Consider the following 24231-nt stretch of genomic DNA (forward strand, 5'->3'; position numbering starts at 1 on the left):
CACAGAGTTTCAGAGCAACTGAATTCATTTATGGAGAAAAATAAAAATTGTTCCCTTGATTGCTTGCAACGAGGTACTGTATGTCCTTATTTCAGAGCAACTAGATTTATCTATGGGGTTTTCCCTTGTCCTTTTAGATGACTGTAGATTGCCACGACTCCCACTAATCCATAACATAATGACAGTCACAAGTCCAAGCAGCGGCTTTTACCACTCAAAACTTATTCTATGGTTGACGCTGCGCGTAGCAGGCTTTTGAGCAGGGGTACGATAATTGTAAAGTAATTGTCACATTAGTTGACATACATTTATAGGTAAGGTGAGAAAAGTGACTTCCAGTGCAGATGAAATTCAAAAGCTGATTGCAGACATTGACAACTTGCTTGCCAGCGGTGGCAAGCGCCTGTCTAGATTTCTGTCTGGTCAGGCGCAAGAGCCTAAAGAAGTTTTAGAACGAATTCGCGACTTCTTAATGAAGTTACAAGAAAAAAAAGCATTAGAGAGCGGCATCCCAAATCAGTTTTCTGAAGAACCGCGTTCGCCCTTGGCGATGGCTCCACCAACGCCTTTGTTAACAAAATTTATTGCTCATGATTATAACCAGTATCCACTACCGCCGCTCGAACTCGATCAGGAACAGAGTACTGTTGGGGCAGGACATTTAAAAAGTGAATTTTTGAGCTTGATACAGCCATTGCGATCGGAATTAGAATTGCTATTGCAAGAGCGAGCCACTCTCATACAGGAAATTCGGCAGCTAGAACAAAAGCGTTTGCAAAACTACTCCTTAGCGCAGCAGTTAACAAACCAGGAGCAAATGATTACCGAGTTTTTACAGGTACTCATGAGTCGTCTTGTGCCAACTTTAACGCCACTGGCAGCACAGACGGGGGAAAATCCCGCCAGTTCTTCAGGAGTAATTAATCACGCAACCTCTGCAACTCAACCTTTGTTAGAATCCCCAGACCGTGTGGAGCAATTAACCCAGCTGGCCAGGGAGTTGGATCAACGCCTATTATCATTAGATGGGACTGTGAATGTAGTCTTTGAGGCACTACAGCGCAACATTAATACTTATTACGAATCCCTGTCGCAAGCACTGGCAAGAATGCATAGCAAGGGGATGCAAGGCGAACAGCTGATGGGCAGCTTTCTCAACAATTTGACTCAGCATTTGCAGCAAGAATCCCCTAGTTCCCAGGCATCTTTGCTGGGGATAGAATCTAAGACACCACAATCATTTGCTGATCCAGGCGAGATCGCTGCTGGAGTTGCGCCCCAACCCTTGGATCTTATACAGCCAGAAACTTCATCTCCACTCACTATTAATTCTGAGCAACAGGAGACTACCCTCACAGAGGATTTAGATGCAGTGCTGTTGCAGCTTGGTTTAGACTCATCTCAATCTTCTGAAACCCCGACCGAATTACCGCAAGATATTTCTGCCTTAATTGGTGATGAAGGAGACCAACTTTACGCCAGTTTATTTGGTACTGGTGATCTTAATAATCCAAGCCTCAATGTTGCCACAAATGATTTATCTGCTTCCACAGCCTCCCGATCACCATTGAATATCGCTGAGGGCCCACCTATCCCTCAAACCGTGGATTCTGCAGTTGTGACAACAGATGCGGGTCTTTCAATCCCAGAGACTTTAGTAGAAACCACAGATTCATCATCAGAGCCACAGGAAGAACTATTTTTTGAAGAGGATACTTACCTAAACTCGCCTCTTAGTAACTCTGTGCCACAAACAGATAGTTTCCCCGTGGAACTTGGCACTCAGCCAGCTAGTGTTGATACAATTAATACCCTAACTGACCTATTGCCTGATATAGGTAGTGAGCAGCAACTGCTGGAAGTTGATGCAGGTGGTGAACAGCAACTGCTGGAAGTGTCATCCTCTGTGGATAATGCCACAACTACAGCACCAGTTACTCCAGAAGTAGCAGAAATTGGGTTGGCATACCCCTACGGGGAAGCAAGCTACGCGCAGCGTCAGCGTCTCCAAGAGTTGCCTACCGTACCCCTACTCAAAAGTGAGCTAGGCGTAGCGGACGCACCAGAAGGTATCGCCACTTCGCAAGTATTAATTAACGATGATCAGCCAGAATCGTCTTCAGATAACTACATTGCTGCTTCACCCCAGGAAAACTTGCTTTCTATTGAGTCAAACCAGGCTTCAGCCATACCGAATATTTCTTTAGATGAAGAACAGTTGCAACAATTAGATCGGGATTTGGCTAATTTTGATCAGCAGCTAAATTCTGAGTCGCAGCCAGCTACTAACTTGGATATTTTCTCGGAACTAATTGGTAAAAGTCAAGACACAATCTCCACAACTTCCCCTGAGCAGCGATCGCCAGAAAATCTTCAAATAGCAGAAAATACCTCAACTGCTGCTTTCTCCAGTTTGGCAGTTCCTCAGGTAGAAACTGAAAAAAAGGAAGTCACAACTCCTGTTCAAGAAAGTTCTTTACCTTCAATTTCCAATTCCATCAACAATCCAGAAGTTGAGCTCAATGTTCTAGAATCAGTCTGGTATTTAGGAATTGATTTAGGTACAACAGGAATTTCCGCTGCATTGTTAAATCGCTCGACTTTTGTTGTACACCCTATCTACTGGTCAGCAGAAAATCCGCCGGGAACAACTTCCTTCCAGCAATCGTTTCGTTTGCCAACAGAGGTTTATCTGCCTACAGCTTCTGTACCCCACGGTGAAAGTGAAAGTATCGAAACACATGAGCAGACAGCACCTGCGGCTGTTGCCCAAGATAAAGTGCCCGATCGCTCGGCCACCACTCCTGCAACACCGAGATCAACAGCAGATCAGACGACAAATAATCTCTACTCGGCACAGTTGAAACCCTATTTACAAGTAGCCATTCCCTACAAAAGTGAACGACAGAAATGGGAACCTGTTTTGCAATTAAATGAATTTTCGGCAGGGCCTTTGATTTGGGTTGTGCGATCGCTCTCTAAGCTATTATTGACCCTTAAATCCGAAAAAACTTCTACCACCCCTAGTTTAATCGCTACTGCTGTTGGGATCAGCGAACAAAATTTTCCGCAGATTATCAATAATATTGCTGGGATCATTTGTACGTGTCCATCTAGCTGGTCAGAACAATACCGCTTTAACGTGCGAGAAGCTTTACTCACCAGCAAACTTATCCAACATCCGCAGCAAGTCTTTTTTGTAGAAGAAGCGATCGCTAGTCTACTCCCAGAACTCGATGCTGCTAACGGTGAGCAAGTAAAATTAAGCGAACGTCAGGGTTCTCATCCGGCAAAAACCAGCGAACATCCGATTATTGGCAACACCCTGGTGATTAACATTGGGACAACTGCCACAGAAATGTTGCTGGTCGATATACCAGAAACATTGCTGCAATTGACATACAATGATTTCATGCTCCACAGTTTTGCCTATGCTGGCAAGGGAATTGAACAAGATATTATCTGCCAGCTGCTATTGCCACCTAAATCTCGGCAATCACGCCCAGAAACACAAAGCGATGCCTACGGCGGGCGTAGCCTACGCAAAACTATTACCAGTAATCCTTGGCAATGGCAACCGTCAATTCCCGGTTTAGACCAAATGCGTTGGCAGAGTTTAGGGTTGGAAGAATTAGAACTACCTAGAGTCGGAGAACCAGATATCACCGCTCGGATTCGCCTCCAGCAGCGTCTAGAAAGTTCTCTGCTGGGACAGGCGATATTAGATGCGGCACTAGCCCTAAAGCTGATTTTGCAACACCAAGACTCTTTTACCCTAGAATTAGCTGATCAGCGATGGATTTTGCAGCGACGAGACTTAGAAAGCCAGGTATTTATCCCGTTTGTGCGCCGCCTGAACCGAGAACTCAACAAGTTATTGGTAGCTCGTGGCATCCCCACAGAAGCAATTAATCAAGCTATCCTGACTGGTGGGGTGGCTTGTATCGGGACAGTGAACCGCTGGCTACGGCAAAAACTCCCCAACGCTAAGATTATTCAAGATTTATATCTCGGCGAAAACGGCGCTCCCAATTGCAGTCGGGTTGCCTATGGTTTGGCGATGCTGCCTCTACATCCCCAGATATTAGATATACCCAGGCAACAATACACTGATTATTTCCTATTTACAGAATTGCTGCGCCTGCTACCAGATCGACCCTTATCTTTCGGTGAAGTTATCCAGTTATTTGAGGGTCGTGGGATCAATACTCGCACTTGTCAGCAACGCCTGCTGGCTTTTTTGGAAGGTGAACTGCCTTCGGGTTTGATACCTTCAGTCACAGACTCAACCTGGCTCACCCAGAATTCGCAAGAAAATCCTGACTATCAGGCGATCGCCACAGCACCACTTTTTGAAAAACAAGGGAGTCTTACTTATCGTCCCAATTCCCAACAACTGTTGTCTTTGCGTCATTATCTAGATGCGATCAAGGCTAGTAATCAGCAATCACTGGAGGAACCATATACGGTGAATTTTGCCTTAGAGGTTGATCATTGATACTAGGACATGACGCTAGAAATAAGAATACTACTCAAAATCCCAAATACATATAACGTAAGCATTTGGGATTTTGTAAAGTACTACTAGTACTTCAGAGCAGTAGTTTTTTGGATGTGTACGATAGTAGTATCTTTTTTATTTGATCGATAAAAATACTGTAAATTTACAATCTATGAGTTTAATTGAAAGATTGTGTAAATTTTGAGTTTTGAGTTTTTCTATTGTGTCAAATTTGTGTATATTAACACTCAGTAGGAGCGACAAAAGCAGTAAAAATTGACTAAAAACCATGTCCATGTCTACACTGCTGATACAAAAATTCCAGTTATAAAATAAGTTAGCCCTCGTGAATAATCTTTATCTTTATTCAGTTAATTGTTTGCAACAGCCTTCACACCCGTCAACTTTAAGCGCCAGAAAACGATTAATTGACATTGTTGGAGCCATTGTGGGGCTGATAATTACATTTATGGTAGCAATTCCTGTAGCAATTGCTACCTTTATTCATGAGCCAAGTCCAATATTTTATTCCCAAACTCGCTGTGGTTTGAACGGAAAAACTTTCCGCATGTGGAAATTCCGTTCCATGATCGTCGATGCCGATAAATTCAAGCATTTGGTTGAAAATCAAGCCAAAGGTCACATCTTTAAATCTATTGACGATCCTCGCATCACTCCTGTAGGTAAATTTTTGCGGTGTACTAGCTTAGACGAATTACCCCAATTTTGGAATGTTTTGTTAGGGGACATGAGTTTAGTTGGTACTCGTCCACCTACTCTTGATGAAGTTAGTCATTACGATCTACACCACTGGGATAGATTGCGAGTCAAACCAGGCATTACTGGAGAATGGCAGGCTAATGGCCGTTCGAGCATTACAGACTTTGAAACCATTGTCAAGATGGATATAGATTATCAACGCAAGTGGTCTGTAACTTACGACTTGAGTCTGATTGTTAAAACTATCTGGGTAGTATTTAAAAAGACTGGTGCTTATTAAATTGGGGCATTGGGCATGAAAAGAGAGATTTTTAACCCTTGACGCCGCTACTGGTTTCTGTCGGTACAATATAACGTTGTAAAAATAGAAATAGTAATAATACTGGGGCGATCGCAATCACTGAACCAGCAGCTACCAACCGCCAGTCAAGGGAAAATGTACCTGCTAGCTTTGCGACTCCCAAGGGAAGAGTGTATAAATTTTCGTCTTGGATGACAATTAAAGGCCACAAAAAGTCACTCCAAGCACCAATGAATACAAAAATAGCTAAAGTTACCAGTGCTGGGCGAATTGCAGGTAACATCACATGCCACCACAAACCTAACTCCGAACTACCATCCATTCGGGCGGCTTCTTCTATCTCTTTGGGGACACTCATGAAAGCTTGGCGCAACAGAAAAATACCAAAGGCAGAAGCTAAACTCGGAAAAATCATCCCTAAATAACTATTTGTCAAACCCAACTGGACTGTCAAAATATAGAGGGGAATCATCACGATTTGGAAGGGAATCATAATCGTGGAGACGATCGCTACAAAAATCCAGTCTCGCCCCACAAACGACAATCTTGCCAAGGGATAAGCAGCTAAAGCGCAAAACAGCAGATTTAAGCCCACAGTCAGCACTGATACCAAAGTACTGTTATACAGGTATTGTCCAAAAGGTAGAGACTGCCACACACTAAAGAAGTTATTTAGTGTAGGTGAGGCAGGCAACAACTGTGGCGGCGACTGGAAAATATTTTCCGTAGGCGATTTTAAGGCTGTACTAATTAGCCACAGTAAAGGAAAGAGCATCACCAGTGCGATCGCTCCCAATAGCGCATACATTAGCAGAATTTGCGATCGTGATTTTTTCCAGTTCAGCATTTGATTAATAACCTAAATACTCTAAACCTACTATTTTGCGCTTAAAGACTTACAATTAAAAGAGAAAAAATGATTGAGAAATATGGTTAAATTAATTCACCTAATTCTGTTATTAAATTTATTTACATATTAATATAATTAAGTTTCTTCACTTTCTGAACTCCCTAATTCTTCCAGAATATCAAAAAAGTCATTCATGATTTTGGCGTCAATTTCTTTTACATCACTCCATATTTGACTATTGTGAATGATATCTTGTGCTTCATAATAAGAAATACCCAAAACCTTTTTGAAAATTTCAATTGATTTGGTTTTTGAATAATTACTCAATCTCAAGAATTTAATAACAGATTCTTGATCTACGGATTCAGTCAACATCTTATTTAGTTTTTCAGTTAGTTCATTGTCTTTATTCATAGTTGGTCTCTAATTGAGAATAGGCATTGTGTTGTATAAATTAAATATTTATCAGATTTTTAGGGCAAAGGTCTGGGCCTGTTTTTTGTTGAGTTTGGAGGCTAGTTGCTACCTCGTCGATGATTGCTTGTTGCTCAGTGGTAGATAACGTTGGATTAGTCATAAAACATTTGATGATGTGTCTTCATTATCCTGAATCCTTCAGCCTTTTTGAGTAAATCCTATTTCCGTAGAAACAGTTTGTAATGGTTTATCCCAAAGTTCAATAGGTATTTGGGACAAATAGGCGAAATCAAAGACAATTCCGATAGTCGGCTTTGTCTGCCACTGCGGTAAACTGAGCAAGCGATCGTAATATCCGCCGCCATAACCCAGGCGATATCCTTGATAGTCGCAAGCTACACTGGGGACAAGAATCAAATCCACTTCAGCCGGATCTAATATTGGAGCATCGGGGTGGGGTTCAGTAATGCCATAAGCGCCACTTTGGACAGAATCGTTAGGCTGCCAAATATGCCAACATAGGGATTTATCAACGCAGCGAGGAAATCCCCAACGGTATTTGCTGTCTGTAAATAGTGGAGTCAGATCAGGTTCTTGGCGAAAGCTGAAATAAGCAAGTATTGTTTTTGCTTGGGTAAACAAAGTAGAGTTTTGTAAATGAGAACAAATGTGATCGCTTTTTTCTCTCCACTCTCGAACGCACATTGATTGACGTGTTTTCAGAAGCTTTCGCCGTAGTTCTGCTTTATTTAGTTGATGATTAACTTTGTCCATGAAAATTTTTAGCGTCAAATAAATAAGCTGGGCATCGCCCAGCTTATACCACCCTAAACTCACCAGTACATCGTTATGCAGCGTGTTGACGATACCACTCAATCGTATTCTTTAGCCCTTGCTCAAAGCTCACTTGAGCCGTGAAATTAAAGGCAAGCTTTGCCCGTTCAGTATCTAAACGGCGGCGGGGTTGACCATTAGGCTTATCAGTTTGCCAAACAATTTCACCCTCAAACTCCATCAATTTGCAAATTAGAGTTACTAAATTAAGGATGGAGATTTCATTACCTGTTCCTAAGTTAACTGGTTCTGATTCGTTATAGAATTGAGTGCCCATAACAATCCCCCGCGCTGCATCTTCTGAATACAGAAACTCACGGGTGGGACTGCCATCACCCCAAACTGGAAGTTGCTTTTCTGCTTTAATTTGGGCTTCGTGAATTTTGCAAACTAACGCTGGAATGACGTGGGAACTTCGGGGGTCAAAGTTATCTTCTGGACCATATAAATTCACTGGCAGTAGGTAAATCCCATTAAAACCATACTGCTGGCGGTAAGATTGCAATTGGACTAAAAGTGCTTTTTTAGCAATTCCGTAGGGGGCGTTGGTTTCTTCTGGGTAACCATTCCAAAGATCATCTTCTTTGAATGGGACTGGGGTAAATTTAGGATAAGCGCAGATTGTCCCAACACAAACGAATTTTTTTACTCCGGCTTGATAGGCAGCGTGAATTAGCTGGGTTCCCATGATCAAGTTATCATAGAACAACTCTGCGGGTTTCTCGCGGTTCAGACCGATGCCACCGACATGAGCTGCTAGGTGAATAATTATGTCTTGCTGGTCAATTGCGCGTTGACTATTTTCCCAGACACGCAGATCGCAATCGCGCGATCGCACTATTGTAATCTTCTCACGAGCAGCCCCTGCTTTACACAGTTGAGCTATCACCTGACGACCTAGAAACCCCGACCCACCAGTGACGAGAATGCGTTGATTTTTTAGTTCTAAGGCGGTCATATTTTTATCCTCTGTGGTGCGAATCAGAAGTGCAAAGCGCCCAGTTCTTGACGAACAGTCGCAATATCATGTGGAAATTGCGAACCATTTCCATTGGGTGAAGTGTGACCCAATGCTTGTAAGTCTGCTTCTACCATTAGGGAAACTAGTTCTTCAAAGGTTATTGATGGTGTCCAGCCCAACTTCTGCCGTGCTTTGGTAGAATCGCCAATCAATAACTCTACCTCAGATGGACGGAGGTAACGCTCATCAAACTCTACATAATCTTGCCAATTGAGATTCACATAACTAAATGCCAGCTCCAAAAACTCCCGCACCGAGTGAGTTTCACCAGTAGAAATTACGTAATCCTCTGGCTGGTCTTTCTGCAACATCAACCACATTGCTTTGACGTAATCCTTCGCATAGCCCCAATCTCGCTTGGCATCTAGATTACCCATGTAAATTTTTTTCTGCTTACCAGCAACGATACCAGCTACTGCTCTAGTAATTTTACGGGTTACAAAGGTTTCACCCCGCCTTGGTGACTCGTGGTTAAAAAGTATGCCATTACAAGCAAACAAACCATAAGACTCACGATAATTTACAGTTTGCCAATGGGCGTAAACTTTTGCACAGGCATAGGGACTGCGGGGATAAAAGGGCGTTGTCTCAGTTTGAGGTACTGCTTGTACTAAACCGTACATTTCTGAAGAACCCGCCTGGTAAAATCGCACTTGAATTCCGGTACGCTGTTGGTAGTCCCGAATTGCTTCCAACAGACGCAACGTGCCCATTCCTACAGCATCCACCGTATATTCTGGTGAATCAAAGCTGACTCTGACATGGGATTGAGCGCCAAGATTGTAAATCTCTACTGGCTTGACTTCTTCTAAAATGCGCCGCAATGTCGTACCATCTGTCAAGTCACCATAGTGAAGAAACAACCGCACTCCCTCTTTGTGGGGGTCTTCGTAAATGTGATCGATGCGGTCTGTGTTGAAGGTAGAAGTCCGACGAATAATGCCATGAACCTCATAACCTTGTTCCAGCAAAAACTCACTTAGATATGAACCATCTTGACCGGTAATACCAGTAATCAACGCTCGCTTCTGTTGCGTCATGCTCAATTATCCCTTATTGTCTTTGATTAAAAAGTTACAACTAATCTGATACAACCTAGCAGCTAATTGCTGAATTGCCTAATGGGAAACCTACGAGTTATTATCGTTAGGAGACTTTTGCCGTCAATGAATATACTTAATAAAAAGGAATTTAACACGTAAGCTCAACCTTAAATAGATCAAGTTTGTGTAATCATGTATATTTTTTATCCTAAATAGATCAATATTCTTTAAATATTGTCTATTGTATACGTTGTTTTTTGTCAAAACTTCATATATTTCTGGTTTTGTGAAGACTGAATAAAATAGGTATTTTTAGATTATACTTCTTGCAAAAATCTGAATATGAGTAAAACGAACCAAAAATTCCCACTTAAAGAGGTCTGAGCTAAGTAGAAAGAAACAAATATAGATAACTATAAAAAAGATGAACACTCAGTTTTACAAGAACAATTGGTACTTAGGGGCATTAACTGCCCCACAGAATCGACCCTAAGTAGTTATTCAGTATGCCCCGTTATTTTTGGGCAGAATGACCACATCAACAGTTTTCAAGATGATCCATAAATCAAGCCAGAAATTCCTAAATTTGACATAATGCAGGTCTATTTGGACTCGTCGAGGGTAGGGAATGTCATTACGCCCAGACACCTGCCATAATCCAGTAATTCCTGGACGGATTGTTAAAATCTCATCAATGTAACAACCGTATTTTGGCAGTTCTTCTGCCACTAAGGGTCGGGGGCCGACTACACTCATGTCCCCTTTTAAAACGTTCCAGAACTGGGGAAATTCGTCTAAGCTAGTAATTCGCAAAAATCGACCAATTTTGGTAATCCGGGGGTCTTGTTTCAGCTTAAAACTGCTCTCAAATTCTTGTCGCAACTGGGGCGATGTTTCCATCATTTGCACGAGGATTTCGTCTGCATTGCTCACCATTGTTCGGAATTTAATACAATTAAACGCTTTGTAATTTTTCCCCACCCGTTCCTGGACATAAAAAATTGGACCTTCTGAACTGAAAGCAATTAGCAAGGCCAAGATTAAGTAGACGGGGAAGAACAAAATTAGCACCGACAGCGAAAACACTATATCGAACAGTCGCTTGGCAAACTCTCCGTTTAAACCCTGAAAAGATAAACCTTTGGGTTTAACTTTTGGCGTCTTTGTTTTTTGACCGCGTTTTAAGAAAGTACGCGTAGACGCTCTAGTGTCTTGCCGTACGCCTCGCTTGCCGGAGAGGAGTGAGCTCTGGGCAGTCATCATACTCCTTAATAATCCACACCACACATAGTCCCAATATTAAAGCCAAAATGAGGTGCTTCTGGGGGGAAATTGCCAAAAGCCTAAAAAAATCAGACATTAACCAAGACGATCATTCCAAAAACGGTCTTTTTTCGTTGCACTTGTTTACAAAATCTAGATAACGATCTGCAAAGATTTGCGGTGAAAACTGCGCGGCGTGCGATCGCATATACTCGGAACTGAACGAACCCTCATACATTTCAAACTTTTCTACTGCCTCCACCAAAGCCGCCTCTGTTTGCGTCCTGAAGAATATCCCTGTCCCTGTATCCCCACAAGAGCGGATATCTCGCACTGTTTCTAGAGCACCCCCTGCACCGTAGGCAATCACTGGCGTGCCACAGGCTTGTGCCTCCACTAGGGCAATACCAAAATCTTCACAAGCTGCATAGACAAAAGCTTTAGCCCTAGACATATATTTTTTTACCACATTATCGGGTTGCCATCCCAGTATTTGGATATTGGAGTTTGCCATCTCGCGAATCTTTTTCATTTCATCTCCTGTACCAATGACTACTAATGGTCGTTTTAGTTGATTAAAAGCGTTAACAATCAACGATACTTGCTTGTAACTCACTAATCGAGAAACTGTCAGGTAAAAGTCCTCTTTCTCAGACAGAAATGGGAATTCTGCAATATTCACCGGTGGGTAAATAACTGTTGCTTCTCGCCGATAGCAACGCCAAATCCGCCGAGCTGTATGCTGCGAGTTGGCAATGAAATAATCAACGCGATTGGCACTCAATACATCCCATTGGCGCAAACGATGTAATAAATATCGCGTCACCCACCCAGCGAAACCACTACCCAGTTTGCTGTGGTACAGATAATCAAAGGTCAAGTCCCAGGCATAGCGCATAGGGCTGTGGCAGTAGCAAATATGCATCTGTTCGGGAGTGGTAAGGATTCCTTTGGCAACAGCGTGAGATGAAGACAGAATTACGTCATAATGCCGCAAATCAAGTTGTTCAATTGCCAAAGGCCACATTGGCAAATATTTTTGTATACCATTGCGGGCATAGGGAAAGTCCTGAAGAAACGTCTTGCCAATCTGACGCTTGTATAAATAACTTTCAGGATTGCTGGATTCAAAATCGATCAGGGCATACAAATCAGCATTAATGTGATTCAAAATTTCTCGGACAACGAGTTCTGAACCACCGGTGGCTTTGGGTGTCAGCCACTCATGAACTAGAGCATATTTCAAGGCCACAGCTAACTTGAATAAATGGAAAATACTTAAACAACTTGATCAGGTTAACTGAAAAGTTTCCCCTTGTGATTAATTAACGGGAAGCGCCCCAGATTAGCACATAAGACGCAATCTTCCCTCAGAGGTTCCAGATGGATGCTGCAACCTGATAACCTCAGATTGGGGATTGGAAATTAGGAATTGGGAATTGGGCATGGGTTATTCTCCTTGTCTCCCTAGTCTCCAGTCCCCAGTTTCCAATCCTTTGACGACAACTGATATAGAAAGGGGAAATTTATGCGAATTCTAATTATGGGTGGTACTCGGTTCATTGGTGTCTATTTGACTCAACTACTGGTGAAACAAGGACACGAGGTGGTGCTGTTCAATCGTGGGAATCGGCCAGCACCTTCTTTACAGGGAGTAGGACAAATTATAGGCGATCGCACGGATGCTACCCAATTAAAAGCAAAATTATCCCAAGAAAAGTTTGATGTCATTTTTGACAATAATGGGCGAGAACTGAGTGATACTCAACCACTAGCAGAGATTTTTCAAGACCGAGTGCAACATTTTGTGTATATGAGTTCTGCGGGGGTGTATCTCAAATCTGACCAATTACCCCATGTAGAAGGTGATCCAGTAGATCCCAAAAGTCGCCATAAGGGTAAACATGAAACAGAAGCTTATCTGACTCAATTGGGATTGCCCTTTACCTCTATTCGTCCTACTTACATTTACGGCCCTAGTAATTATAATGAGTTGGAAGGCTGGTTTTTCGATAGAATTGTGCGCGATCGCCCGATTCCCATCCCTGGAAATGGGTTGCATATCACGCAGCTAGGTCATGTAAAAGACTTAGCAAAGGCAATGACTCAGGTTTTGGGTAATGAACAAGCCATAGGACAGATTTATAATATCTCTGGCGATCGCTTTGTCACTTTTGATGGTTTAGCCCGTGCTAGCGCTGTAGCTGCTGGAAAGTCACCTGATACTGTAAAAATCGTCCATTACGACCCGAAAAAGTTTGATTTCGGCAAGCGTAAAGCTTTTCCGATGCGGGTGCAGCATTTCTTTGCTTCAGTAAACAAAGCGCAAATAGAATTAAACTGGCAACCTGAATATGATTTAATTTCTGGGCTGAATGACTCCTTGGAAAATGATTATTTGGCTAATGCAAAAGACAAAGCCGAAGTAGATTTTTCTGTAGATGAAGAGATTTTACAAGCTGTTTAACAATAAGATTTCCGACTTCTCTAAAAAGTCGGGAATCTCAGCCTTAGTCAAAATAAATAATCTTTTATCTTACCTTGGAAAGACGCAATTCATCGTGTCTTTAGTTTTTACTTGAATATGAATAAAATTTTTTCCTGTTGTCTATTGGTAAGGCAGACGTTTGTTAACGCATTACGTCAATTTCACTGAAATTACTTTCTGTAAATGGTGTTGTTGGTTGATAAAATGAACGAGTTGCAATATCCACTCCACAATGTTTTAGAAGCTCGTGCCCGCTTAGGTGAAGCCCCGATCTGGGACTCTAGCCAAAACCTCCTGTACTGGGTCGATATTTATAACCATCGGGTGCATCAGTTTCATCCTGCCACGGGGAAAAACAGCTTTTTTGATGTGGGAGATGTCGTAGGCGCGATCGCAACAGCAGGTGCAGATAGATTAATTATGGCGCTGCGTCATCACTTGGCATTCCTCAACACCCAGACAGGTGAAGTTACCCCCATTTTGGAAATTGAAGGAAATCTGCCAAATAACCGTCTTAATGATGGCAAATGCGACTCTCAAGGCCGCTTTTGGTTTGGCTCAATGTGTTCTTTGGAAAAACCCCAGGCTAGCCTCTATCGCTATGACCCTGACAGTTCATTGCATGTGATGAAAACGGGATTGACTCTCTCTAATGGTCTGGGGTGGAGTCCTGACGAGAAGACGTTTTACTTGACAGATTCCCCTCACAAAAAAATATACGCTTACGACTTTAATTCAGTAACAGGAAACATTAGTAATCGCCGTATTTTTGTTGATTTAACTAATGAATCCTTTTACCCAGATGGGTTGACAATAGACAGTGAAGGATATATCTGGTCAGCTATGTGGGATGGATGGTGTGTGATTCGTTTTAACACCAAGGGTGAAGAGATATTGCGGATAAAGCTACCTGTACAATTGCCAACTAGCTGTACTTTTGGGGGCGAGGATTTGCAAACACTTTACATTACCACTGCTTCAGTTGGACTCAGCCAAGCAGAGATCGAAAAAAGTTTCTCCTCTGGTGATTTGTTTGCTCTCCAAACTGATGTTACTGGATTACCTACTTATGATTTTTAGGAATTATATTAGCAATCTTATAGTGGTTCCAATACTGCTCGGTTAAGGGAAATGGAAGGTAAAATCAAAAAAAATATGTTCGCGTAAATGATGCGCGAACACAATATAGCCTTAGATTCAAACGTGCAACTCTAGAGAAATAAGGTCAAGAACTGGTGTTTACACATGATAATCGAGATGAAATTTTTCGAGTGTCTGTCAACCGAAACCAGTCAGGTAAGCTTTTTTATTCACCGATTAATGTGGGGGAGATAGAAAGGGAAGACCTCAACCTTTGGCAAGAAGCAGAACGCATATTGCAACAAATAATAGAATCAGAACGACAACAACAAACAAGACAAAGCAAAGGTATTTCCCTCTAGGTGATGGTACAACATAAGCTGATCGGCTATAATCCTTGATGCCTATCTTTGTGCATGGATATAGTCTACAAAGTAAAACCTCGGGCTAAGCCAGAATTTCAACCAAGCGTAAGCTCCTAAACTTAGTAGTGCTGTCACAATTAGGGGTAAACCCAGCTTAACTTTTAAAGTGTCAGGAAGGAGAGCAACAGCACAAACAGTAGTAGCAAAGTATATCAAAAACGCTGCCTGCAAGCGTTGCACACCTTTCAGCGCCCGCCGACAGCTACTACAATGCTGCGTATGCTGTTTGTAGCGATCCAAAACTTGTTCTCGATTGTTATTTATATTCCTGATTTCTGGAACACTTATTCCTACTCGATTCCAGGGTAGCTGTCCTTGACAATATTTATCAAACCAATTCCTATACTCAATCACTAGCCTATCTGCACTTGTAGGTAGTCGATAGGAAGTTTTCCAGCTAGGGGTCGATTGTGTCTGTTGTAGAAAATACTCTTGCTGCTGGAGAAGAACCATATCTCCATCAATAACTTGATTGCGTTCGCTAATATGATCCCACCAACGGGGTATAAGACGATGGAGTGTTTTGGCAAAGTTACGGGGAAACTGAGCAACAATCCGAGATTTACCAGGAGATACTGGTATACAATAAGTGACAAGTCCAACCTGCTTTTCAGAGTTACCAAACTTGATTGCATACTCCAAGCGACAAGGTGGTTCAAAAGTGATTGTTGTTTCAAAGCTCCCAACTGTTGCCGCTTCAATCAAATTTGGTGTAGATTGCAAAATTTTAATCGGTATAGGTCTTGCTTTTGAGCGATCGCCCTGCACGCCGTGATGAGCAAAAGGAACATGACTGGGATCTGCCACATTTTCCACAAGGGTTTGCCAGTCATATTCTAAATCCCGTACATAAGAAGACCAAACAAAGCCAATAGTAGCATCTATTTGCGGTGATAAAGGTAAGGGTGTATTAACAGCTTGTTCGCTTGATTTTGCATCTGGCCAAACCCAGAGTAAATCCTGTTCCTGACGAACTGGTAGTGCTACAGCACACAGATTTTCTTTATTCTTACTCACAAGTTCTGGATTTTCTGCTTGGGGAATATGAGTACAAAGTCCTTGCTCATCAAATTGCCAACCATGATAGCTACACATTAAATTCCCCGTTTTGTCATCAATGCGCCCCTCACTTAGGGGTGAAAGGCGGTGAGGACATTGATCTAAAAACACCCGAAAACTTTGAGATGATTTGGGTTTCCAGATAACTAAACGCACTCCCAAAAGTGTCACCGAAGTTGGTTGCTCTAAAGCTAAATCTTCGACTGGTGAGAGAGGATACCACTGCTGAAAAAAGTTGAATTCAGGTTCCATTTTACTAACAAGGACTTAAATCTATACTTGCTTTTACGTTAAGTTAACACCAATAAGCATTGCTGTGCCTCTACCATATGTTGCATCTAGGGGAATTTGTACTCTTGTTCATTCTCTCCAGAGTGCCACTTGCTGTCTGAGTTCTCTGATATCTAAATAATCGCTAGCAAAAGCTTTCCGTAAAAGTGGATGAGGAATAAATTGATCATACTTTTGAATTTCCGGTGCTTCTGAAGTACTGACTAAATCTTCTGGGCTAATTCTTTGTTCACACAATGAAGCAATTTCACGATAAAGATATTTAAATTTATTCTTGCCTAATTTAATTGTTAAATAATAGGGATTTACTCCGCCAAAACTTGTAATTTCCAATGATTCTCGACAGTAGGAGTTGAGTAATCTTTCCAAAGTGCGATAAGCAACCGTACCCATCCAGGGAAAAATGCAGCATTTCCCTTTTTCTAATTGTAAGATATTTTGTTTATCTAATCCAACCTGCTGCACCAATTGGCGAACTTTACATAAACGTTGTAAAGCATTTTTTTGCAAGTAACTATACTCGACATTCTCAAATAAAACTTGCCGTATTCGTTGCAAAACTTTGGTATGAATAGTGCCACAACTACCACGCCAATAAATACTAGCTTTCCCCTCGGCTTGTTTAACAAAAATAGCCTTCTTTTTAAAGTCAACTTCTACGACTTCCCAAGTTCTCCCAGCTAAAGCAAATTGATTGCCAACAGCAGGCGGCGTGACGATACTGCCAATTTCTGTTGCACCTTGCTTAACAAGATATTCTTGTTGTTCAGCAAAGACAGCATAAAACTGAAATTTTCTCACCACCTTTTCTCCCGTCAAACCCAGGATTAATTTACCTTGTTCAGTATGCTGAATATGACCAATATCAATTAAATAGCGGAGCAATAGTTGGAAATCCTCTTTGGAAATAGCAGCAAAAGGCGGCAGACTAAAAATTTGTTTAGCTAGGGCATTAGGTGAAATTTCCCCTGTTGCTGTTAGAATACTCATTGTTTGGTGATAAAGCAAACTCAAAGGGTATTTAATCAGTTTGATTGGTTCAATCCATTGCTCTTCTAAATAAAGTTGAATGATAGCGATAGACTGCAAAAGTTGCCACGGGATTTGCTCTGGTAGAGAAGCTTCTGGTAATGGTTTATCTTCGGTACAGATAAAGCGCATATCGGCAGCTTCACCTCTTCTACCACTGCGTCCCAATCGCTGTAAAAAGCTAGCTACAGACAAGGGTGATTCTAACTGAATAACTCGCTCTAAATGACCGATATCTATGCCCAATTCTAAAGTCAGAGTAGCGGCAGTAACAGCTGGATTGTTAGGTTCACGCATCGCATTCTCAGCTGCTTGCCGTAAGCTAGCAGATATACTTCCATGATGCACATGATATATATCTGGTAGTCCTTGTTCTGTGGCAATTTGTCGCAAAGATGCTATTACAGATTCAGTACGCGTCCGATTATTAGCAAATATCAGGCATTTGCGAGATTTGCTGAGGTTGAAAATATATTGTTCATCAGCTGTTGCCTCTGATTCATCTACTTCATCAGTAATATAAAAATGTTCTACAGCTAGTTTTATTTGACGTTTTATCCCGTCAATTTGCGGTGTAATAACTGGCTTCTCTGTTCCCGAACGCAACCACTCTTCAGCTGTTGAGTAATCACCAAGAGTCGCCGACAAACCAATACGGCGCGGTTGTTTTTGCGTCAACTTTACTAAACGTTGTAATTGGCAAATAATTTGACAACCGCGTTCTGAACCCATAAAAGCGTGAATTTCATCAATGATCACAAATTTTAGATCACCAAATAAGCGAAGTAGGTCGTTATTTTTGTTGATTAACAAACTTTCTAAAGATTCTGGTGTAATTTGGAGAATGCCTTGAGGATTCTTTAAAAGCTTGTTTTTTCGACTTTGAGAAACATCACCGTGCCAGTGCCAAACTGGAATATCTGCTTCTTTGAGTAAGTCGTTGAGGCGCTCAAACTGATCATTAATTAAAGCTTTGATGGGACTAATATATAATGCCCCTATCGTTGTGGCAGGGTTGGCATGTAATAAAGTCAAAACTGGCAGAAAGGCTGCTTCTGTTTTACCCGCAGCAGTTGCAGCAGTAACTAGCAAATGAGCATCAGTGTCAAATATAACTTGACAAGCGGCAATTTGAACTGGCCGCAATTCAGTCCACTGGTGATGATAAATATATTCTTGGATGAAGGGTGCAAGTCGGCTAAAGGCATCGCTCATATTTTTTATAAATAATTGTTAGCTATGTGAGCGTTAAAGAATCGCTCATATAGCTGTAAGATGTGATGAACAATTAGATGAATCTCTGAAGGAAGTGGTATCTGGGAAAATTTTGCCGATTTTTACTCCTATTGACTCAAGACAAATTAACATCCATAAACCAAACTGAAGTAATAGGGACAAGTATATAATCAGGCAAAACCTATGAATAAGTATAAGGAAATCTTACGTGTCGTCCTTGCTATATGCATCATTGTGGTTGGAGTGACACACTTTATTATTACAGAACCGTATGTCAAAATTATGCCACCGCAACTTCCTTACCCTTTAGGATTAGTTTATCTCAGTGGCTTTTATGAAATTTTAGGTGGTATCGGGTTATTAGTCCCGCCTGTAAGTCAAGCTGCTGCTTGGGGACTTATTGCTCTTTTTATTGCCGTTTTCCCTGCCAATATCAATATGGCGGTTAATCATATTCATTTAGAACACATACCAGATTCACCTTGGGTACAGGTAGTCAGGCTTCCCTTTCAAGCAGTTTTAATTGCTTGGGCTTGGTGGTACACGAAATCTTCTGATTCGGAAAAACAAGCTTCTATTATTCCCAAGTCACTTATTCTCAAAGAACTAAAATTGAAATGAGTGCGTTTTTTATATCTGAAATTATGCGCGTTGCAATTTTGTTTGGGATAACACTGTCGTTAGGAATAAGCATTGCAGGAGTAACCGTTCCGGTGACTCCTGCAGTACAGCTTAGAGATGGAACAGTCTACTTTGTCCAACCGCCGAAACTCGTTAACGCAACAACTACTTACAAAGATGTGAATATTTGGGGCGCAACTTACTATTTCACTATCAACCTGCCGGATAATGCTGGAGAATCTCTCCAGAAGGTAACGATCACCCAGAGGGAGGGATCAGAAAACATCCGCTACGATCTTGATCATACCTACGCGTTTGTCGGAAAGAGCGATCGCAAAGAAACGCGACTTACACTAGGCGCAGTCATCGGCGAACGCAAGACACGCACAGTTACTGTGAGCTTTGATCCGCCCGTCACTCCAGGACAGACAGTCACAATCGCCCTCCGCCCTGTGAAAAATCCGAGCTTTTCTGGTGTCTATTTACTAGGTGTGACAGCGTTCCCAGTGGGTGAAAATTCCCACGGACAATTTCTCGGCTTTGGACGGTTTCAGTTCTACAGCAATAGGGGGAGCTGGGGGTTTCCATAGGGTGCATTCCGTCAATCCTATGAACAACACAAGTTTGTGGAATCACGACAGCTTAATCTCGTCTAATCGTTGATCGGGATCTTTGCAGAGCATGTAGTCAGAATGGAGGTGTGAAAGGAATGGCTAGACAGCTTAAGCTGGAAGAAATAGAAGTTATTAGCCCTAGCGGTCGTCAGATTATTACACTGAAGTGAGGTTGATATGTTCATTTCCAAGTTTTCAGTTGAAGATTGGATAGGAAATCAGAACAGAGGAAGTGTAGAACAAGCACAGAGTTGGTTAAAAATAGAAGCAGCTATCAAAGAACTAGATGGGCACCGTAAGACGCTTGTAACCCTAAAAACTGAGGGTGAAACTCATATGGCTATTGGTGGCGGTATACAAAAATATGTGGTGTATGTGACATTTGATAATGAGAATTTTTATTACCTTGTTGATCTATCAAAGTCAAATATAGATGAAACTGTGATAGTTGGAGGGCAAGAAGGTGTTTACCCTGCTAAATCATGCATTGACTTAAATACAACCCTGAAAGCTGCCAAGACATTTGCAGAACTTGGAATAATGGAAGAATCAGTTATTTGGAAGCAAGATAGAGTTGTTGAGCCAGTATAGTAGTTTTTTTCCAGATTTAGATCCAGCTTTGCTATTTATCTCCAGATTATTGATAAATTTAAAATAAACCCTGGTAAAACATCTTCTCCTGATAATTGTTGTGGAGATATTAATATTTCCACTGGTTGACCAAGACGAGAGATTTCTACTTGATGCATTTTCGGATTAATTAACCAACCTAATCTAACTCCGTTATCGATATATTCCTGCATTTTCTCTTGCGTTTCTCGCAAAGTATCGCTTGGTGACATTAACTCTAAAACGAAATCTGGTGCGATCGGCGGAAACTTTTCTTGTTCTTCAGGTGTGAGTGCATTCCATCTATCTTTTCTTATCCAAGCGACATCAGGAGAACGGTTTGCACCATTGGGTAGTTTAAAGCAGGTGGAAGAATCAAAGCAAATTCCTAGTTGAGTTTGACGATTCCAAATTCCGAACTCAACAGAAATTTCAAAATTATGATTTCCAGTTTCTCCGCCTGTTGGTGGCATTATTAGTAGTTTTCCCTCTGCATTCCGTTCAAATTTGATTTCAGGGTTTTCCCGACAGAGTTGATAAAATTGGTTGTCGGTAAGTTGAATGATCGGGTTTAGATTAATGGCGATCGCTGTCATAGGAATAATGTTGGGGATGACATCAAATTTAGCTAAATTGTAAGCGAACTTGTAGGTAGCGTTGGCGTAGCCCACCGTAGGTATCGCTTTTCAATCACAACTCACCTGATTGATAACCAATAGACTAAATTAGGACTAAATTTAATAAGGTGTGCCATCGTTACGAATAAGTTTTCTAGATTTACCATCAGGGCTAGCTGTTGTCATCAAATTTTCATCAGGGTAAGTAACTTTGTCATTGGGAGTACGATCTCCTACCTCTAAATAAATAGCAACCACCGATGAACGATTTACGAAATGATGTCCATTTGCCTCACCTGCAGGAAATCCTGCTGCCATTCCCGGTGTGAGAATTTCTGCACCTCTATCTGTGACTAATGTAAGTTCACCTTCCAAGACATAGATAAACTCATCTTGATGAGAATGCCAGTGTCTTATAGAAGAATAGCTTCCAGGCTCTAACTTTACCAGATTTACTCCAAAGTTCTGCAATTCTGCAAAGTTACCTAACTGTTGCCGTATTCTTCCTGCAACCATTGGCTTGAACTCATCAGGGTAATTTGTGCGTATTTCACTAGGTACTTCTTGAGGATTAATAATCATTAAATTACTAATTGAGAAACAGATTTATTGTAGATTATGGCACTTAATAATTGCTCTTTGATGCCATTTTTTCAGATTAGATGCAGAGTTCCCGGAACTAACTACAGGGTTTGTCTTTGTCTGCTGCGATCGCTTAATTATAAAAACTCATTGTGAGCGAAGCAATCTCTGAAAAGAGCGATCGCTCTTTGATGCCATTTTTTCAGATGAGATGCTCTAATAAGCTGCTTTCAGCCGCTCTAGTAGGGACTGTCAACGTAATCATTCCCAGATAAAATAATCTTTAAACCGTTGCAAACTCAGTATATTTCCTCACTTCTGGTGGCTGGAAAGCCAAGACAATATCACTAGCAGGAACACCTAAACCCATTAACTCAGTTGCCATTCCTTCCTCAGTCAAATCTTCTTCAATGTAAATTTTTTCATTTTTAATGCGAATATAGACAGAAATTGCTTTAACTCTTTTGCCTTTTTTCCAACCAATATTGAGCCACAAATATTGACTTCTTTGATCATCAAACATTAACACTTCATCCACATCAACAACAGTAACTTGTGAAGATATTCTTTGATACTCTGTTAAAATTTGCTTGATCAGATTTTGATATGGAGTTAGCTTATCCATTTGACAATCTCCTGTTTATTCATATTAATAACTAATAGTGAGACTTCATACTTTGCCAAAATAAATTCAATTGCAAGTTTTTGAAAGAAATCCTCATAAATTATTTCACTTATTGCCAAATATAATTGCTTTTCAGGATATTCAAGAGAAAGTAAAGCTTTATAAATGAGATACTGACCTAATGCGGTTTCAAAATCCCGCATAGGAGAGCGACTTAGAAAACTTTTAATTTCAATAACAATTTGTTTTCCTTCTCTACTCGCGGCAATGGTTTTTTCACCAGCAAGATCGGCAAACAGTTTAACTTCTTCATATTTAATCGGATAAGGATCGGCTGTAATTATCCAACCATCGTTAACTAAGGCATTTTTAACTGCATCATGGTATACATCTTTTGCTGGCATTTTCTCCCTGATAATCTAGAGGAAGTAGCTATTGGGGTAGTTGATATAATTGTACTAAGGGCGGTTATCTTTGCGATAATTCATTCTTTGAAAATCACTTAGCTGCACAGACCAATTGTATCAAGGCATCCTGGCAATGAATTTTAGAGTCAAGCGTTGGCGTAGACCGCCGCAGGCATCGCTCTTTGATACCATTTTTTCAGATTAGATGTAGAGATTTGCGGAAGTTGCTTCAGGGTTCGCAAAAGCTGCTTCAGAGTTGACGGAACGTTACTTCAGGGTTAGTTTTTGTTTGCTGCGATCGCTTAATTATACAAACTCATTGCCAGCGAAGCAATCTCTGATAAAGAGCGATCGCTTTGCTTGCTCTGATAAATAAATCTTTTTGTTTTGCCTATAGAGACAAAGAAGACCACTAAACAACTACTTTTAGTCGAATAATGATGTAGAAAAAGTTTGTGGAAAGTTGCATCGCGGGATTGGGTAGAAGTAAAAACGCAACCCAAAGTATTCACTTAGCTGGTTCTGGTGGTAAACCTAGTTTGGCACGAAAATCCTCGTCGTATATCGCTTTATCCCAATTTATAGCAGATTTAACTTGCTCAGGAGTAAGGTTTTTGGCGTACGAAGGTAAATGATTACCTCCAGACGACCAATCCCAAAATTTATGCAGCTGGTGATATCTGCATGAACTGGAAGTTTACCCATGCAGCTGATGCAGCGGCGCGGATTGTGATTAAAAATACGCTATTTTCTCCCTTTGGCTTGGGACGCTCTAAACTCAGTAATCTGGTGATGCCTTGGGTAACTTATACTGACCCAGAAATTGCCCATGTAGGGATGTGCGAACACGAGGTGCAGAAATTGGGTATTGAAGTGATGACAATCAAGATACCTTTTGATAGTGTAGATCGAGCGATCGCAGATGGTGAAGAGTCCGGATTTCTCAAAATCCACCATAAAAAAGGGTCTGATGAAATTATCGGTGCAACTATTGTTGCCAATCACGCGGGTGAGATGATATCACTTGTGACTACAGCAATAGTGAATAAAATCGGTTTAAATAAGTTAAGCAGTGTAATTCACCCTTATCCGACTCAAGCCGAAGCTATTAAAAAAGCAGCTGATGCTTATCGTCGTACACTCCTGACATTAAATACCAAAAAATTGTTGGGATTTCTGACGAAGTTCTCTTAAAAATTCATAATTGATAATTCATCATTATGTTATGTAAGGGGACTTTCATAATTCATAATTAAATCAAGTTAATCTCAGGACTTACGCAAAAAGGCAGTGAAAGCCTTGATTTACCGTAGGGGCAACTCATGTAGACGCAAAGCAGCGAAGCAGCGCGGTCTTCTCCCAAAGGGAGAGGCTAACGCCTTCTCTACGAGAGGCTACGCCAACGCGCAGCGTCTGGTAGAGAAGGGGGTTTACCCCATCAGCGACTGCACCAAGCCGGAGGGCTTCCCACAGGGTATTGCCCCTACATTTTGTACTTGATGCGTAATACCAATTCAATGTGAAGCTGCATAGAATAGAGCTTCCAGGATAAAGTTATAAGAAGAGACAGAAATTACCTGCTCAAATGTAAGTTGGTC

Annotated in this window: 22 protein-coding genes and 1 pseudogene; 9 read left to right on the forward strand and 14 right to left on the reverse strand. The window is 41.3% G+C overall.

Translation table 11 applies throughout. The features are described from left to right. Positions 1-328 precede the first annotated feature (328 nt). Both V7K48_RS29625 and V7K48_RS29630 read left to right on the forward strand, forming a co-directional pair. Complete coding sequence (locus V7K48_RS29625) at positions 329-4498, forward strand: hypothetical protein (protein WP_335078025.1); 4170 nt, start codon at positions 329-331, stop codon at positions 4496-4498. A 349-nt stretch (positions 4499-4847) separates the two neighbouring features. After that, positions 4848-5501, forward strand: coding sequence for a sugar transferase (locus V7K48_RS29630; RefSeq protein ID WP_335078027.1), 654 nt, complete (start codon positions 4848-4850; stop codon positions 5499-5501). Between the two features lie 31 nt (positions 5502-5532). On the opposite strand, the gene V7K48_RS29635 is transcribed toward V7K48_RS29630, so the two are convergent. From V7K48_RS29635 to V7K48_RS29670, 8 genes are all read right to left on the reverse strand, one after another. Next, a complete protein-coding gene (locus tag V7K48_RS29635) occupies positions 5533-6369 on the reverse strand; it encodes a carbohydrate ABC transporter permease (RefSeq protein ID WP_335078029.1) in 837 nt (278 codons plus the stop codon). Between the two features lie 138 nt (positions 6370-6507). After that, positions 6508-6786 (reverse strand): hypothetical protein, encoded by a 279-nt coding sequence (locus tag V7K48_RS29640; RefSeq protein WP_335078031.1) that lies wholly within the window; start codon positions 6784-6786, stop codon positions 6508-6510. Between the two features lie 40 nt (positions 6787-6826). Beyond that, positions 6827-6949 (reverse strand): hypothetical protein, encoded by a 123-nt coding sequence (locus V7K48_RS29645; RefSeq protein ID WP_334815822.1) that lies wholly within the window; start codon positions 6947-6949, stop codon positions 6827-6829. Positions 6950-6987: 38 nt separating this feature from the next. Further along, a complete protein-coding gene (locus tag V7K48_RS29650) occupies positions 6988-7563 on the reverse strand; it encodes a 5-formyltetrahydrofolate cyclo-ligase (RefSeq protein ID WP_335078082.1) in 576 nt (191 codons plus the stop codon). Positions 7564-7636: 73 nt separating this feature from the next. Next, entirely contained in the window at positions 7637-8581 is a 945-nt protein-coding gene (locus tag V7K48_RS29655; RefSeq protein ID WP_335078033.1) for a GDP-L-fucose synthase family protein, read from the reverse strand. A 23-nt stretch (positions 8582-8604) separates the two neighbouring features. After that, positions 8605-9684 (reverse strand): GDP-mannose 4,6-dehydratase, encoded by a 1080-nt coding sequence (gmd, locus tag V7K48_RS29660; RefSeq protein WP_335078035.1) that lies wholly within the window; start codon positions 9682-9684, stop codon positions 8605-8607. 504 nt (positions 9685-10188) lie between these two features. Then, entirely contained in the window at positions 10189-10947 is a 759-nt protein-coding gene (locus V7K48_RS29665) for a sugar transferase (RefSeq protein WP_334979741.1), read from the reverse strand. Positions 10948-11059: 112 nt separating this feature from the next. After that, positions 11060-12202 carry a glycosyltransferase gene (locus tag V7K48_RS29670; RefSeq protein WP_335078037.1) on the reverse strand — a complete coding sequence of 381 codons (1143 nt, stop codon included), beginning with the start codon at positions 12200-12202 and terminating at the stop codon, positions 11060-11062. A 276-nt stretch (positions 12203-12478) separates the two neighbouring features. On the opposite strand from V7K48_RS29670, the gene V7K48_RS29675 reads away from it, so the two are divergent. The 3 genes from V7K48_RS29675 (at position 12479) to V7K48_RS29685 (ending at position 14880) form a co-directional block, all read left to right on the forward strand. Continuing rightward, entirely contained in the window at positions 12479-13417 is a 939-nt protein-coding gene (locus V7K48_RS29675) for an NAD-dependent epimerase/dehydratase family protein (RefSeq protein ID WP_335078039.1), read from the forward strand. Positions 13418-13642: 225 nt separating this feature from the next. Then, positions 13643-14518, forward strand: coding sequence for an SMP-30/gluconolactonase/LRE family protein (locus V7K48_RS29680; protein WP_335078041.1), 876 nt, complete (start codon positions 13643-13645; stop codon positions 14516-14518). Positions 14519-14673: 155 nt separating this feature from the next. Further along, positions 14674-14880 carry a hypothetical protein gene (locus V7K48_RS29685; protein ID WP_335078043.1) on the forward strand — a complete coding sequence of 69 codons (207 nt, stop codon included), beginning with the start codon at positions 14674-14676 and terminating at the stop codon, positions 14878-14880. A gap of 42 nt (positions 14881-14922) precedes the next feature. On the opposite strand, the gene V7K48_RS29690 is transcribed toward V7K48_RS29685, so the two are convergent. Both V7K48_RS29690 and V7K48_RS29695 read right to left on the reverse strand, forming a co-directional pair. Further along, on the reverse strand, positions 14923-16254 hold the full coding sequence (locus V7K48_RS29690; RefSeq protein ID WP_335078045.1) for an aromatic ring-hydroxylating dioxygenase subunit alpha: 1332 nt from the start codon (positions 16252-16254) through the stop codon (positions 14923-14925). Positions 16255-16362: 108 nt separating this feature from the next. Then, positions 16363-18537: a DEAD/DEAH box helicase gene (locus tag V7K48_RS29695; RefSeq protein WP_335078047.1), complete on the reverse strand. Its 2175-nt coding sequence runs from the start codon at positions 18535-18537 to the stop codon at positions 16363-16365. Positions 18538-18741: 204 nt separating this feature from the next. Between V7K48_RS29695 and V7K48_RS29700 the strand changes: the two genes are divergently transcribed. The 3 genes from V7K48_RS29700 to V7K48_RS29710 all read left to right on the forward strand — a co-directional run bounded on the left by V7K48_RS29700 (position 18742) and on the right by V7K48_RS29710 (position 20384). Then, positions 18742-19179 (forward strand): DoxX family protein, encoded by a 438-nt coding sequence (locus tag V7K48_RS29700; protein ID WP_335078049.1) that lies wholly within the window; start codon positions 18742-18744, stop codon positions 19177-19179. A gap of 23 nt (positions 19180-19202) precedes the next feature. Continuing rightward, entirely contained in the window at positions 19203-19769 is a 567-nt protein-coding gene (locus V7K48_RS29705; RefSeq protein ID WP_335078084.1) for a DUF2808 domain-containing protein, read from the forward strand. A 201-nt stretch (positions 19770-19970) separates the two neighbouring features. Further along, the gene (locus V7K48_RS29710) at positions 19971-20384 is read left to right on the forward strand and encodes an Imm1 family immunity protein (protein ID WP_335078051.1); all 414 of its coding nucleotides are present in this window, start codon (positions 19971-19973) and stop codon (positions 20382-20384) included. A 35-nt stretch (positions 20385-20419) separates the two neighbouring features. On the opposite strand, the gene V7K48_RS29715 is transcribed toward V7K48_RS29710, so the two are convergent. The 4 genes from V7K48_RS29715 to V7K48_RS29730 form a co-directional block, all read right to left on the reverse strand. Further along, positions 20420-20998, reverse strand: coding sequence for a Uma2 family endonuclease (locus V7K48_RS29715; RefSeq protein WP_335078086.1), 579 nt, complete (start codon positions 20996-20998; stop codon positions 20420-20422). A 141-nt stretch (positions 20999-21139) separates the two neighbouring features. Further along, positions 21140-21601, reverse strand: a complete 462-nt coding sequence (locus tag V7K48_RS29720; protein ID WP_335078053.1) for a cupin domain-containing protein — start codon at positions 21599-21601, stop codon at positions 21140-21142. Positions 21602-21884: 283 nt separating this feature from the next. Next, positions 21885-22226 carry a XisI protein gene (locus V7K48_RS29725; RefSeq protein ID WP_335078056.1) on the reverse strand — a complete coding sequence of 114 codons (342 nt, stop codon included), beginning with the start codon at positions 22224-22226 and terminating at the stop codon, positions 21885-21887. Then, on the reverse strand, positions 22214-22630 hold the full coding sequence (locus tag V7K48_RS29730) for a XisH family protein (protein WP_335078058.1): 417 nt from the start codon (positions 22628-22630) through the stop codon (positions 22214-22216). The genes V7K48_RS29725 and V7K48_RS29730 overlap by 13 nt, the downstream gene beginning before the upstream one ends. 627 nt (positions 22631-23257) lie before the next feature. Between V7K48_RS29730 and V7K48_RS29735 the strand changes: the two are divergent. Next, a pseudogene (locus V7K48_RS29735) lies at positions 23258-23827 on the forward strand (FAD-containing oxidoreductase); the annotation flags it as partial. Positions 23828-24231: the final 404 nt, after the last annotated feature.

It is taken from the genome of Nostoc sp. (assembly GCF_036919615.1).
In the GTDB taxonomy this organism is placed as follows: Bacteria; Cyanobacteriota; Cyanobacteriia; order Cyanobacteriales; family Nostocaceae; genus Nostoc.

Bases quoted from the DNA above. Each gene is read 5' to 3' on its own strand.
- V7K48_RS29635 (WP_335078029.1), bottom strand. From the start codon at position 6,369: ATGCTGAACTGGAAAAAATCACGATCGCAAATTCTGCTAATGTATGCG.
- V7K48_RS29640 (WP_335078031.1), bottom strand. From the start codon at position 6,786: ATGAATAAAGACAATGAACTAACTGAAAAACTAAATAAGATGTTGACT.
- V7K48_RS29645 (WP_334815822.1), bottom strand. From the start codon at position 6,949: ATGACTAATCCAACGTTATCTACCACTGAGCAACAAGCAATCATCGAC.
- V7K48_RS29650 (WP_335078082.1), bottom strand. From the start codon at position 7,563: ATGGACAAAGTTAATCATCAACTAAATAAAGCAGAACTACGGCGAAAG.
- V7K48_RS29655 (WP_335078033.1), bottom strand. From the start codon at position 8,581: ATGACCGCCTTAGAACTAAAAAATCAACGCATTCTCGTCACTGGTGGG.
- gmd (WP_335078035.1), bottom strand. From the start codon at position 9,684: ATGACGCAACAGAAGCGAGCGTTGATTACTGGTATTACCGGTCAAGAT.
- V7K48_RS29665 (WP_334979741.1), bottom strand. From the start codon at position 10,947: ATGACTGCCCAGAGCTCACTCCTCTCCGGCAAGCGAGGCGTACGGCAA.
- V7K48_RS29675 (WP_335078039.1), top strand. From the start codon at position 12,479: ATGCGAATTCTAATTATGGGTGGTACTCGGTTCATTGGTGTCTATTTG.
- V7K48_RS29680 (WP_335078041.1), top strand. From the start codon at position 13,643: ATGAACGAGTTGCAATATCCACTCCACAATGTTTTAGAAGCTCGTGCC.
- V7K48_RS29690 (WP_335078045.1), bottom strand. From the start codon at position 16,254: ATGGAACCTGAATTCAACTTTTTTCAGCAGTGGTATCCTCTCTCACCA.
- V7K48_RS29695 (WP_335078047.1), bottom strand. From the start codon at position 18,537: ATGAGCGATGCCTTTAGCCGACTTGCACCCTTCATCCAAGAATATATT.
- V7K48_RS29700 (WP_335078049.1), top strand. From the start codon at position 18,742: ATGAATAAGTATAAGGAAATCTTACGTGTCGTCCTTGCTATATGCATC.
- V7K48_RS29705 (WP_335078084.1), top strand. From the start codon at position 19,203: ATGCGCGTTGCAATTTTGTTTGGGATAACACTGTCGTTAGGAATAAGC.
- V7K48_RS29710 (WP_335078051.1), top strand. From the start codon at position 19,971: ATGTTCATTTCCAAGTTTTCAGTTGAAGATTGGATAGGAAATCAGAAC.
- V7K48_RS29715 (WP_335078086.1), bottom strand. From the start codon at position 20,998: ATGACAGCGATCGCCATTAATCTAAACCCGATCATTCAACTTACCGAC.
- V7K48_RS29720 (WP_335078053.1), bottom strand. From the start codon at position 21,601: ATGATTATTAATCCTCAAGAAGTACCTAGTGAAATACGCACAAATTAC.
- V7K48_RS29725 (WP_335078056.1), bottom strand. From the start codon at position 22,226: ATGGATAAGCTAACTCCATATCAAAATCTGATCAAGCAAATTTTAACA.
- V7K48_RS29730 (WP_335078058.1), bottom strand. From the start codon at position 22,630: ATGCCAGCAAAAGATGTATACCATGATGCAGTTAAAAATGCCTTAGTT.